Annotated in this window: 10 protein-coding genes; 4 read left to right on the forward strand and 6 right to left on the reverse strand. The window is 72.0% G+C overall.

Features of this window, described 5'->3' with window-relative positions:
• Window positions 1-39: 39 nt before the first annotated feature.
• Entirely contained in the window at window positions 40-1,452 is a 1,413-nt protein-coding gene (locus ACIRVK_RS11115; protein ID WP_404245459.1) for a cytochrome P450, read from the reverse strand.
• Window positions 1,453-1,657: 205 nt separating this feature from the next.
• Here ACIRVK_RS11115 and ACIRVK_RS11120 point away from each other — a divergent pair, with 205 nt between their 5' ends.
• From ACIRVK_RS11120 to ACIRVK_RS11135, 4 genes are read left to right on the forward strand one after another with little or no spacing between them, the layout of a single operon-like run.
• On the forward strand, window positions 1,658-2,470 hold the full coding sequence (locus ACIRVK_RS11120; protein ID WP_404245461.1) for an SAM-dependent methyltransferase: 813 nt from the start codon (window positions 1,658-1,660) through the stop codon (window positions 2,468-2,470).
• 25 nt (window positions 2,471-2,495) lie between these two features.
• The gene (locus ACIRVK_RS11125; protein WP_404245464.1) at window positions 2,496-3,899 is read left to right on the forward strand and encodes a glutamine synthetase family protein; all 1,404 of its coding nucleotides are present in this window, start codon (window positions 2,496-2,498) and stop codon (window positions 3,897-3,899) included.
• A 1-nt stretch (window position 3,900) separates the two neighbouring features.
• Entirely contained in the window at window positions 3,901-5,043 is a 1,143-nt protein-coding gene (locus ACIRVK_RS11130; RefSeq protein WP_404245466.1) for an amidohydrolase family protein, read from the forward strand.
• A 7-nt stretch (window positions 5,044-5,050) separates the two neighbouring features.
• Window positions 5,051-5,587 (forward strand): NUDIX hydrolase family protein, encoded by a 537-nt coding sequence (locus tag ACIRVK_RS11135; protein ID WP_404245468.1) that lies wholly within the window; start codon window positions 5,051-5,053, stop codon window positions 5,585-5,587.
• Here ACIRVK_RS11135 and ACIRVK_RS11140 read toward each other — a convergent pair.
• The 5 genes from ACIRVK_RS11140 to ACIRVK_RS11160 form a co-directional block, all read right to left on the reverse strand.
• Complete coding sequence (locus ACIRVK_RS11140; RefSeq protein ID WP_404245570.1) at window positions 5,484-6,281, reverse strand: hypothetical protein; 798 nt, start codon at window positions 6,279-6,281, stop codon at window positions 5,484-5,486. The genes ACIRVK_RS11135 and ACIRVK_RS11140 overlap by 104 nt on opposite strands.
• 228 nt (window positions 6,282-6,509) lie before the next feature.
• Window positions 6,510-7,493: an aldo/keto reductase gene (locus ACIRVK_RS11145; RefSeq protein ID WP_404245470.1), complete on the reverse strand. Its 984-nt coding sequence runs from the start codon at window positions 7,491-7,493 to the stop codon at window positions 6,510-6,512.
• 71 nt (window positions 7,494-7,564) lie between these two features.
• Window positions 7,565-8,230 (reverse strand): NUDIX domain-containing protein, encoded by a 666-nt coding sequence (locus tag ACIRVK_RS11150; RefSeq protein WP_404245572.1) that lies wholly within the window; start codon window positions 8,228-8,230, stop codon window positions 7,565-7,567.
• Window positions 8,231-8,285: 55 nt separating this feature from the next.
• Complete coding sequence (locus ACIRVK_RS11155; RefSeq protein WP_404245472.1) at window positions 8,286-9,734, reverse strand: alpha-amylase; 1,449 nt, start codon at window positions 9,732-9,734, stop codon at window positions 8,286-8,288.
• The gene (locus ACIRVK_RS11160) at window positions 9,731-12,487 is read right to left on the reverse strand and encodes an MGH1-like glycoside hydrolase domain-containing protein (protein ID WP_404245574.1); all 2,757 of its coding nucleotides are present in this window, start codon (window positions 12,485-12,487) and stop codon (window positions 9,731-9,733) included. Before ACIRVK_RS11160 ends, ACIRVK_RS11155 begins: the two co-directional genes overlap by 4 nt.
• Window positions 12,488-12,755 lie beyond the last annotated feature (268 nt).

Here is a 12,755-nt window from a genome sequence, read left to right on the forward strand (position 1 = left end):
GGCCGCCACACGCGGTTCTGCGCGGACAGGTCCGGCGGTTCAGCCGTTCGACCGGATCAGTCCGGCCAGGTACCGCCACAGCGAGGACCGCCGCCCGGCCGTCCGGTCCGGCGTCTGCGGGGTGCCGGGAGCTTCCTGCGGTACGTCCGTCACGGGCGCCCGCTCCGGGACCGGTCCGGCGAGTTCGTACCGTACCGGCAGGGAGCGCAGGCCGCGCATGAACGGCGAGGAGCGCCACGGGAGCTGGTCGACCGGGAGGGCGAGTTCCAGGTGGTCGAAGCGTTCGAAGACGCGGCGCACCGCGGCCATGGCGATGGTGGAGGCCAGCTCTCGGGCGGGGCACTGGCGGCTGCCCGCGCCCCAGGACAGGTGGGCGCGGCTGCTGATGCTGGAGCCCGGGGTCATCTGCCCGGCGAAGAGCGGGTCGGCGTGCGCGGCGGCGGAGGAGACCCAGACGGGATCGCCGGCCCGGATGGTGTAGTCGCCGAGCCGGGTGTCCTCGGCGGCGAACCGCGGCACGAAGTTGACCAGCGGCGGCTTGCGCATCACCACCCGGTTCATGGTCTCCCGGACCATCCCGGCGGACAGCGCGGTGCGCACGCCGCCGTCGGCCTCGCCGGAGATCACCTCGACGACGGTGTTGGAGATGAGGATGCCGACGTGATCGGAGGTCATGCCCAGCAGCATGAACAGTTCCCGGGCCAGCGCGTCCACCGTGAGGTCCGGGTGGGCGGCGACCAGGAGGGAGGGGAAGTCGTCGCCCGGCTTCTCGATCTTGGCGGCGGCGAGTTCGGTGAGCGTCACCAGCAGACGTTCCAGGGCGGGTTCGGCGTCCGGGCCGGCGTCGAGGACCCGCCACATGTCCATCAGGGCGTCGTCGCCCTGGGAGCCGGGAAAGCCGAGCAGGTGGCTCGCCGCCATCAGCGGCAGCGGGCGGGAGAACTGCGCCGAGAGGTCGGCGTGGCCGGTGCCGCCGCCCTGCGCGAGGAGGCTGATCAGCTCGTCCGCACAGCCGGTCACGGCGCCGCGCAGCCGCCTCGCCTGCGGTTGGCGCGGATCCTGGAAGGGGCGCAGCGCGCCGTCCCAGGCCGAGCGGAGGGTGCGGTAGGCGGGGCCGCCCTGGATGAGTACGTGGTTGACCTCCAGGGAGGGGCCGAGCGGCCAGTCGGCGGGCACCCGGCCCTCCGAGCGGGCCCGCCAGTTCTCCAGCCCCTTGGGCCAGGCGGCGTCGTCCTGGAGCACCGCGAGCGACTCGCGGTAGCCGAGCACCAGCCAGGCGGGCACGCCCAGCAGGTCGACCGGCGCGACCGGCCCGTGCCGCTCGCGCAGCCGCTCGTAGACGAGGGCGGGCCGTGTCTCGTAGTCCCGGGTCAGCAGGGGCTCGGGGGCCAGATCCTCCAGGCGTGCCTCGCTCGACGCGGCACCGCCCCTGTCGACCAGGTGGGATTCCATGGCTCCGTGACCCCCTTCGACTCCGCCCGCGAACCGCAGGGACCTTACCTCACGTGTCCCGTCCGTCACGGAACGGGGGTACTTGCCGGTAACAAGACGGTCACGAACCCCGCGCGGCTGATCGGTCGATTCCGGGGACAGTGGTGATCATCGGGCGGCACAATGGTCGCTGACGGCCGCCGGCGGTGCGAGGAGGAGCTGAGTCGTGAGTGAGAACCACACCCCTTCGAGCGGGTCGGCCAGACTGGACACGAGCGTGGCGCACAACGCGCGGGTGTGGAACTACTGGATCGGCGGCAAGGACAACTACGAGGTCGACCAGCAGGTCGGCGAGCACGTCGCCGGGATGTTCCCGATCATCCGGGAGATCGCCCGCGCGGACCGCTGGTTCCTGGGCCGGGCGGTGCGGTTCCTCGCCGGGGAGCGCGGGGTGCGGCAGTTCCTGGACATCGGCACGGGCCTGCCGACGGCGGACAACACCCACCAGATCGCCCAGCGCATCGCGCCGGACGCGCGGATCGTGTACGTCGACAACGACCCGATCGTCCTCGCCCACGCCCGCACCCTGCTGACCGGCACCCACGAGGGCGTCACCGACTACATCGACGCCGACGTCCACGACCCGGCCGCCATCCTCGAACGGGCCGCCGCCACCCTGGACTTCACCCGGCCGGTCGCCGTGATGATGCTGGGCATCCTCAACTTCGTGCTGGACACCGAGCAGGCGCGCCGGACGGTACGGCAGGTGATGGCGGCCCTGCCCGCCGGCAGCCACCTGGCCCTCACCCACCCGACCTACGACGAGGACCTCGGCGGCGCGGGCCAGATCCCGGCCATGAAGTTCTGGAACGAGAACGCCACCCCGCCGATCACCCCCCGCAGCGGCGCCGACATCGCCGCCTTCTTCGACGGGCTCGACCTGCTGGAACCCGGCCTGGTGTCGTGCTCCCGGTGGCGGCCCGAGGCCGGCTCCCCCGCTGTGGTGCCGCAGTACGGCGCGGTGGCCGTGAAATCCTGACGGACGTGCCGACCGTGGAGGACGTATGACCACCCTCGCCGATCCCGTCCCCGGCGGGCGCCCCGGTGACGTCGACCGGGCCACCGCCCTCGCGGGTGAACTGTCCGGACAGGGCGTGCACGGTGTCGTCCTGTCCTATGTCGACACCGCGGGCATCGGCCGGGTGAAGACGATCCCGACGGCGAAGCTGGCCGCCGCCGCGGCCTGGGGCGTCGGCATGTCACCGGTGTTCGACACCTTCCTGGCGAACGACTCCATCGTCACCACCGACGTCCTCGGCTCGCCCGACGGCGATCTGCGTCTCTACCCGGACCTCGACCACCTCGTCGTCCTGGCCGGGCAGCCCGGCTGGGCCTGGGCGCCGGTCGACCGGATCACGCAGGAGGGCGAGCCGCATCCCGGGTGCGGCCGTACGGTGCTGCGCCGGATCGTCGTGGAGGCCGCGAAACGGCACGGCCTCACCTTCCGGGCCGGCATCGAGGTCGAGTGGGCGGTCGGGCAAGGGCCGGTGGCCGCCGGGGAGTTCGTGCCCGCGCTGCACGGCCCGGCCTACGGCGCCACCCGGCAGGTCGAGTTGAGCGACTACACCGCCGATCTGCTGGCCGCCTTCGCGGCGCAGGGCGTGGACGTCGAGCAGCTCCATCCCGAGTACGCGGCCGGGCAGTTCGAGGTCTCGGTGGGGGCCCTCGACCCGGTGGCGGCGGCCGACCGCAGCGTCCTGGTGCGCCAGACGATCCGGGCCGTCGCCCGGCGGCACGGGCTGGTCGTGTCGTTCGCGCCCGCCGTGTTCGCGCAGGGCGTGGGCAACGGCGGTCACCTCCACCTCTCCGCCTGGCGCGACGGCCGCAACCTGCACTCCGGCGGCACGGGCCGCCACGGCATGACCGCCGAGGCCGAGTCCTTCGTGGCCGGCGTCCTCGCCCACCTCCCCGCGCTCACCGCCGTCACGGCGCCGAGCCCCGCCAGCTACCTCCGTCTCAAACCCTCCCAGTGGGCCGGGGTGTTCACCGCCTGGGGCCACGAGACGCGCGAGGCGGCCGTACGGATCGTCACCGGCACGGCGGGCCTGCGCGAACAGGCCGCCAACCTGGAGGTCAAGCCGGTCGACCTGGCCGCCAACCCCTACCTCGCCCTGACCTGTGTCATCGCGGCGGGCCTCGACGGACTGACCTCGTCGGCGCCGCTGGCCGAGGAGATCACCGGCGATCCGGCCCGCCTGAGCGAGAGGGAGGCCGCGGCCCGGGACGTCCGGCGGCTGCCGACCTCCCTCACCGAGGCCGTCGAGGAGTTCCGCGCGGACGAACGGCTGCGGTCGGCGCTCGGGTCCGTCCTCGCCGACGCCGTGATCGCCGTACGGCAGGGCGAGATCGCCGCGGTCGGGGGGTACGACGACGAGCGGGTGGCGGCCGCCTACCGCTGGACGTACTGACATGCCCTCGGGCCCCGTCCGGGAAGCGCTCGACGCGCTGGCGCTGGTCGACCACCACTGCCACGGCGTGGTCACCGGCGACCTGGACCGGCAGGCCTTCGAGGCGCTGCTCACCGAGGGTGGGGTCTGGCCCGGGATCTCCACCTTCGACAGCCCGGTGGGCGTCGCCGTGCGCCGCCACTGCGCTCCCCTGCTGGACCTCCCCCGCCATGCGCCGGCCGACGCGTACCTCGCCCGACGCGCCCAACTGGGCGCCCGTGAGGTGCACCGCCGCTTCCTCGCCGCCGCGGGCGTGGAGGTGTTCTGCGTGGACACCGGCCTCGCCCCGGACCGCCTCACCACGCCCGCCGAACTGGCCGCGATCGCCGGCGGGACGGCGTACGAGGTCGTGCGCCTCGAGCGGGTCGCGGAGCAGGTGGCGGCGGGCGTCGAGGCGGGCGAGTACGCGGACGGATTCCGGGTGGCCGCGCTGGAGGCCGTACGGCGGCCGGGCGTGGTCGGCGTGAAGTCCGTGGCCGCCTACCGCACCGGCTTCGACCTGGACCCGGCCCGCCCCTCGGACGCGGAGGTCACCGAGGCGGCCCGGCGCTGGCTCGCGGACGGCGGAACCCGGCTGGCGGACCCGGTGCTCGTAAGGCATCTGCTGTGGACCGCCGTCGACCTGGGCCTGCCGCTCCAGCTGCACGTCGGTCTCGGCGACCGCGACATCCGGCTGCACCGCTCGGACCCCGCCCTCCTCACCGACTGGCTGCACCTGACCGCCGGCACGATCCCGGTGCTGCTGCTGCACTGCTGGCCGTACCAGCGTCAGGCGGCCTATCTGGCCGCGGTCTTCGAGCACGTGTACCTGGACGTCGGCCTCGCCCTGCACCACGTGGGCCCGGCGCGGGCACGGGCCGTGCTGGAGGAAGCCCTCGAGATCACGCCTTTCCGCAAGCTGCTGTACAGCTCCGACGCCTATGGTGTGGCCGAGTTCCACTGTCTGGGCGCGCTGTCCTTCCGCGTGGCGCTGGCCGGTCTGCTGCAGGACCGGGTGGACGCCGACGAACTGGGCCTGTCCGACGCCCTGCGCCTCGTGGAGTGGGCGGGAGCACACAACGCACGCCGGGTCTACCATCTGCCCGGCGCCTCTTTGAAAGTATGATCAAGCAATGTCTGACATGACCGAAACCACGCCCGGCTGGCTCTCCCCCGACGAGCTGGAGATGGCGCGTGCCAGTATGCCGATCCTGTACGTCGAGGCCGTGCCCGTGCGCGTCGACGACAGCGGCGAAGTCACCAGCGTCGGCCTGCTGCTGCGGATCGGGCCGGACGGGACGGTCAGCCGGACCCTGGTCTCCGGCCGGGTACTGCACCACGAGCGCGTCCGGGACGCCCTGCTGCGCCATCTGGAGAAGGACCTCGGCCCGGTGGCGCTGCCCCGGATCCCGGCCTCGCTGCAGCCGTTCACCGTCGCCGAGTACTTCCCGACCCAGGGCATCACGCCGTACCACGACCCGCGCCAGCACGCGGTGTCGCTGGCCTACGTGGTCCCGGTGACGGGCGACTGCCGGCCCCGGCAGGACGCCCTGGACCTGGTGTGGTTCAGCCCGCAGGAGGCAGTGTCGGAGGCGGTGCAGAGCGAGATGCCGGGCGGGCACGGTGTGCTGCTCCGGCAGGCTCTGGCCCACGTGGGCTGCTCGGTCTGAGCACCACGGAACGGGAGGCCGGCACCGAGGACGGCCGGCCGCCGCGACGTCTTCGGGACCGCTCGTGGAACAGGGCCAGGACGATGGCCGCGGCGACGGCGATGAGGTGTTCGCGGCCTGCCAGGTTGGGGATGGCGATCGACTCCCAGACCATGGAGCCGCCGGTCATCGTGAAGACGATCGGGGCGCGCCGGACGACCGAGATGTAGGTGAACAGGCCCACGACGGCGGCGGACGGACCGGTGTCGAGCACCTTCCCGACCTCGGGCGGGAGCCCGATGCCGTGCCAGCCGGGTCCGATCGCGATCATCACCCGTACCATGAGGGTGCCGGCGAGCGTGGTGACGTAGGAGATCAGCAGGGTCCTGGCCCGGCCGAGCGCGAGTTCGGCCAGGGCGAAGGCGAGGAAGAGCTGGGTGATGCCCGCCCACACCGGCAGGTCGAGGGCGGGCACGTACAGCGACACCGGCGTACGCAACAACGCCAGCCACAGCGGCAGGTCGGCGTAGACGCCGCCGAGCAGCCGGACCGCCGTCGCCCCGGTCGGGCGCTGGGCGACAGCGTGGAAGAAGATGACACCGAACGCGGCGAGGAAGGCGAGCGACAGGGCGGGCAGGCCCCGGCGTCTGAGCTGTCTCAGCGGGTCGACGATGATGCCGTACCACTCGCCGCGCAGCGTGCGCCCCAGGAACAGCAGAGTGCGCCACCACAGTGCTGTCTGCGGCTGTCCGCCACGTCGTTCGACCAGGTCCGTCCCCCTGATGAGCAAGATTCCCCCGTCTCTCGTGTACGGCCCCCCACCGTAAGGACCGGAAATCCACGCCGGGCGTTCATATAACGCAGCAAAAGCTTCAGCGAATTTCGCGCGGATGTCACGAGTACTACCGTTCGCGTCCTGATCCGGTGCCCGCCGGTGGGGTGATCAGGCCACCGCGTCCAGCCGTTCGCGCTGGTCCTCGGTCAGTTCCAGGTCGACGGCGGACAGGTTCTCCTCCAGCTGGGCGAGGGAGGAGGCCCCGGCCAGCGGGACGATCGGTACGTCGGCCCCGAGCTGCCAGGCCAGGACGACCTGGTTGACGCTCGCCCCGGTCTCGGCCGCCACCTCGCGCAGGGCCGCGAGCCGGGGCGGGGTGCCGGGGTGGTCGTACTCGCGCGGCAACCGCTCGGGGCGGACGTAGGCGCCCTTCAGCAGCGGCGAGTAGGCGACCAGGGTGAGGCCGGGTTCGGCCCGCAGGTAACCGAGCGTCTCGGGAGACACGGCGCCGAGGCTGCCGTCGGGGAAGAGGTCGCTGGGCACGTCGGTGCGCGGACGCAGATAGCTGGACTCGTACTGGAGCACCTCGTACCCGGGCAGTCCGGCCGCGGCGGCGATCGCCCGGGCCCGTTCCACCCGCCACACGGCCTGGTTGCTCACGCCGAGCAGGCCCACCGTGCCCTCGGCGACGAGTTCGGCGAAGCCCTCGACGGTCTCCCGCTGGGGCACGGTGGGGTCGTCGATGTGCGCGTACAGCAGGTCCAGCTTCTCGACGCCGAGACGGTCGCGGCTGCGTTCGGCGGACTCGCGGATGACCTTCGCGGACAGGCCCTCCGGGTTGTCGACGTAGCTGGTGCCGGGGGCGAGGGGGCGCGCGCCGAGCTTGGTGGCGATGACGATCTCGTCGCCGATGCCGCGGCTGCGCCGCCACCGGCCGAGCAGTTCCTCGCTCTGGCCGCCCTGGCCGCCGTCCTCCCAGAAGGCGTAGTTGTCGGAGGTGTCGATGAAGGTGCCGCCCGCCTCGACATACCGGTCGAGCAGGGCGTACGACGTCTTCTCGTCGGTGCGGGAGCCGAACAGCATGGCGCCGAGGGCGAGCACGCTGACCTCACGGCGGTGCGCCGGGTCGGTTCCGATGGTGCGGTACTTCATGGGTGTCCCTCCCGTTCGCGCCCGGTTGTCCGGGCACGAACGGGAGTCTTCCCCTTGGAGCGCGCTCGAGGTCAAGCCTTCGCGAAGGGGCCTTCGAGAGCCGCCCACTGCAGCAGCATGATGGTCTTGGCGTCGTTGATCTCGCCGGTGCGGATCATCTCCAGGGCGCGGCGGAAGGGCAGTTCGACGATCTCGATGTCCTCGCCCTCCTCGTCGAGACCGCCGCCCTCGTGGGTGTGGGTGGAGGGACCGTAGGCGGCGGCGAAGAAGCTGACGCGTTCGGTGACGGAGCCCGGGCTCATGTAGACGTCGAAGACGTGCCGGACCTCGCCGATGGTGTGTCCGGTCTCCTCCACGACCTCGCGGCGTGCGGTGAGTTCCGGATGCTCGTCCTCGTCGTCGAGCAGGCCGCCCGGCGTCTCGATGAGCATGCCGTCGGGGTGGCCGTTGACGTAGACGGGGAAGCGGAACTGCCGGGTGAGCAGGACGGTTTCCCGCTCGGTGTCGTACAGGAGCATGGTGGCGCCGTTGCCGCGGTCGTGCGTCTCGCGCTGCTGGCTGCTCCAGGTGCCGTCGGCGTGCTGGAAGTCGAAGGTGGTGGCGCGCTCGACGTACCAGTGACTGGAGAGCAGCTTCACCTCGCGCACCTTCACGCGGGGGTTGCCGGTCAGGTCCAGGCCGGTCCGGTCAAGGCCGGTGCGGCCGCGGCGGTCCGGGGTGTCGATGCCGGCGGTCATCGTGCGCCGCCGGTCGTGCGGTGGAAGGTCATGGTCGCTGTCTACCACGGCTCCCTCAGGTGAGGGCGAGGACGTGGGAGTGCCAGGCGGGCAGGTCGACGAAGAGCCCCGGGGAGAGCAGCGCGTCGCCGTCGCGGTCGAACGTCTGGTGCGTGAGCAGGTCGGTGAGTCGGCGGGGGGAGCCGGCCAGGTCGGGCCAGGGCAGCGGGACCTGCCCCTGGGCCGGGGCGGCGGAGTAGTTGACGACGACGAGATGGCGGGTGCCGGGGCCGGTCCAGGTCCAGGCGAGCAGGCCGTGGTGGGTGTCGTTGTCGGGCCAGCCGGTGATGGGGAGCAGGCGCCACTCGCCGTCCCGCACGGCGGCGGCCGCCGGGAGCAACTGAGCGTAGAAAGCGCGTAGTTGTTCGTCGACCGGCTCCGGTGGGCGCCGGGCGAGGAAGACGGGTGGGCGGACCGTGCGGCCCTCGAACTGGCCCTCGTGCCAGAGCGTGGCGCCGGGCAGGGTGGCGACGGCGACGGCGGCCGCGCGTTCCCGGTCGCCGGGGAGGGTGGCGGCCGCCCGGGGTTCGTCGTGGTTCTCCAGGAAGCGGACCAGGCCGCGCTGGTATGCGAGGTCGCCCTGGAGGTGGGCGCGGGTCGCGTCGGCGTCCTCGTGCAGGAGGCGGTCGTAGAGGCGTTTGTCGTAGCAGTGGTCGAAGCCCTGCTGCTGGAGGGCCCATTCCAGGTCCCAGTAGGCCTCCGCGACGAACAACAGGTCCGGGTGGCGGGCGCGGACGCGGGGGATCACGTACGGCCAGAAGTCCTCGGCGGGCGGCGGGCCGGCCCGCTCGCCCCAGGTCTTGGCGAAGACGTCGTTCATCAGCAGCATCGCCATGTCGCAGCGCACGCCGTCGGCCTGGTCGCCGATGGAGACCAGGGTGTCCACGGCCGCCGCGCGCAGGTCGTCACCGAAGGCGTCGAGTTGGACGACGTCCGGCCAGGGCGCGAAGTAGGGGTCGCGACCGCGGGCGTAGACCTGTCCCGCGGCCTCGATGAACGCCTCGGGCGATCGGTCCAGGTCGTCCCGGGTGCCGCGGATCAGCCGGTCGGGGTGGTCGGTGAGCCAGGGGTGGTCGGGCGCGACGTGGTTGGGGACGTGGTCGAGGATCAGCCGCAGGCCGCGCGCGGCGAGTTGGGCGCGGGCCTCGGCGAGGCCGTCCGGTCCGCCGAGGGAGGCGTCGGCCACGTAGTCGCGTACGCAGTACGGCGATCCGGCGATGTCCGCCTCGGTGAGGTCCGGCAGCGCCTGCCGGAAGGAGGCGAGCAGCAAGTCGTCGCGCAGCGCGATCGCGAGGCCGGCCGGGCTGCGCTCCCAGACGCCCATCAGCCAGACCGTGTCGAGGCCGGGCCGGGCGACCTCGTCCCAGGCCTCGCCCGGTACGTCGCCCAGGGTGACGCGGCGGCCGTACCGGGTGCTCAGCTCGCCCAGCCAGACGAGGGTGTTGATCTCGTAGATCGCCGTCATGCGAAGGGTTCCTCCTCGTCGACCGTGAAGTGCCTGTCGGGCGTTGCCCGTTCGTCGGTCGCGGGCCGCAGGGCGTCGCGGCCGCCGCGGTGCCAGTCGTCGGCGCTGATCGTGTGGAACACGGTCGCGGTGGCCGCGACCAGGCCGGTCCAGCCGGTCTGGTGGGAGGCGCCGAGGCCCGCGCCGTTGTCGCCGTGGAAGTACTCGTAGAAGAGGATCAGGTCCTTCCAGTGCGGGTCCTTGGCGAACTTGGGCTGGGTGCCGTGCACGGGCCGGTGGCCGTCCTCGCCGCGCAGGAAGGTGGCGGTGAGGCGGTCGGAGATCTCCCGGGCGACCTCGTAGAGGTCCAGTCGCCGCCCGGAGCCGGTGGGGCACTCCACGGTGAAGTCCGGACCGTGGTAGGCGTGCAGGTTCAGCAGGGCCCGGATCAGCAGGAGGTTCATGGGGAACCACACCGGGCCGCGCCAGTTGGAGTTGCCGCCGAACATGCCGGAGTCGGACTCGGCGGGCAGATAGCCGACGCCGTAGGTCTCGCCGTGCACGTCGAAGGTGTACGGGTGGGCCGCGTGGTAACGGGAGAGGGAGCGGATGCCGTGCGGGCCGAGGAACTCCTCCTCGTCGAGCATGCGGGCCAGGATGCGGCGCAGCCGGTCCTCGCCGAACAGGGCGAAGAGGTAGCGGCCGTCGGCGTTGGCCCCGGCGTGCACGTTCTGGTCGACGAACGCCTCCACGGCCGGGTGCCGCTGGATGAACTCCTGGGCGCCCTGGACGAGTTCCGGGAAGGTGCGGTGGGCCCGGCCGCCGATCACGCTGGTCGCCGCCAGCGGGATCAGACCGACCAGTGAGCGCACCTTCATGGGCTGCGCGGTGCCGTCGGGCAGCCGTAGCACGTCGTAGAAGAAGCCGTCCTCCTCGTCCCACAGGCTGGCGTTGTCCTTGCCCATGCGGTTCATGGCGACGGCGATCCACGCGAAGTGCTCGAACAGCATCTGCGCCTGTTCGACGTAGACCGGGTTGTCGACGGCGAGTTCGATGGCGATCTCCAGGAGGTTCTGGCAGTACAGCGCCATCCAGGCGGTGCCGTCGGCCTGGTCGATGTGGCCGCCGGTGGGCAGCGGGGCGCTGCGGTCGAAGACGCCGATGTTGTCGAGGCCGAGGAAGCCGCCCTGGAAGACGTTGTTGCCGTCGACGTCCTTGCGGTTGAGCCACCAGGTGAAGTTCTTCATCAGCTTCTGGTAGGCGTTCTCCAGGAAGGCGCGGTCCCCGTTCCCGGTGCGGTGCTTCTCCAGCTCGTAGACGAAGAGGGTCGCCCAGGCGTGCACGGGCGGGTTGACGTCGCCGAAGTTCCATTCGTACGCCGGGATCTGGCCGTTGGGGTGCAGGTAGAGGCGGCGCAGCAGCAGCTCCAGCTGGGACTTGGCGAAGCCGATGTCGACCATGGCCAGGGCGATGGTGTGGAAGGCGAGGTCCCAGGCCGCGAACCAGGGGTACTCCCAGGTGTCCGGCATCGACATGACCGCGTCGTTGACCATGTGGTACCAGGCGCTGTTGCGGAGGCGGGGGTCGGCGGCGAGCGGGTCGACGCCGTGCTCGGCGAGCCAGCGCTCGACGTCGAGGTAGTAGTACTGCTTGCTCCACAGCATCCCGGCGAGCGCCTGCCGCACGACGCGCTGCTCGTCCTCGCCCATGCCGTCGGGGAGGGCGCTCGCGTAGAAGGCGTCTGCCTCGGTTCGCCGGGCATCCATCGTCGGGCCGAACCCACCCCACGGGTCGGCGAGTTCGCTGTCGACCAGCCGCAGCCTGACGGTGGCGCTCTCGCCGGCGGGGATGGTCAGGACGGTGTGCAGGGCGGCCTTGGTGCCGGTCTGCGCCGGGTTGACGGCGGCGCTCTCGCCGTGGACGACACAGCGGTCGATGCCGTCCTTGACGTACGGGGTGGTGTTCGGGCTGCCGAAGACGCGCTCGTTGTTCGTCTCGTTCTCGGTGAACAGGGCGGTGGCCTCGGTGTCGCAGTAGAGCCGCCGCGGGCCGAGTTCCTCGTGGTCGGCGGCGATGACGGCGTCCGGGGTCTTCGTGAGGCTCGGTACGGCGGTGCCGCCCGCCCAGGACCAGGTGTGCCGGAACCAGAGGGTCGGCAGCAGGTGGAGGGTCGCCGGATCCGGCCCGCGGTTGCACGCGGTGATCTCGATCAGCAGGTCCTCGGGGCCGGCCTTCGCGTACTCGACGAAGACGTCGAAGTAGCGGTCCTCGTCGAAGACGCCGGTGTCGAGCAGCTCGTACTCGAGGTCGTGGCGGGTGCGGGCCCGGTTGGTGTCGACGAGGTCGGCGTAGGGGAACTCACCCTGCGGGTACTTGTAGAGGTACTTCATGTACGAGTGGGTGGGCGTGGAGTCGAGGTGGAAGTAGTACTCCTTGACGTCCTCGCCGTGATTGCCCTCCTGGTTGGTCAGGCCGAACATCCGCTCCTTGAGGATCGGGTCGCGGCCGTTCCACAGGGCGAGCGCGAAGCAGAGCCGCTGCTTGTCGTCGCTGATCCCGGCGATGCCGTCCTCGCCCCACCGGTAGGCGCGGGAGCGGGCCTGGTCGTGGGTGAAGTACGACCAGGCGTCGCCGCCGGCGCTGTAGTCCTCCCGTACGGTCCCCCACTGGCGCTCGCTGAGGTAGGGGCCCCAGCGGCGCCAGTCCGCCCGGCCCGCGTCGGCCTCCGCGAGCCGCTGCCGTTCGGCGCCCGTCGCACCGCTGTCCGCCGTCATGGCCGCCTCCTCGTCGCCGGGCATCGCTCCCAGACTCGGGGGTCGCGGGCGGCCCCGCAATGGCTGGGCGGCGCCGGGCATCGCCGGGGCGCGGGAGTAGCCGGACCTGCCGTGGCCGTGGACCATGACGCCCTCCAGCATGTACAGGATCCCGGTGCCGGCGTGCTGGAACAGCGGGAAGACCTCGCTGGACTCGGTCAGCGTGACCAGCAGGCCGCGGAACAGGGCGGTGGGCGTTCTCCATCTTCGGCAGTATGGCCTTGGAGGC

The organism is Streptomyces sp. NPDC101152 (genome assembly GCF_044768275.1).
Taxonomy (GTDB): Bacteria; Actinomycetota; Actinomycetes; order Streptomycetales; family Streptomycetaceae; genus Streptomyces.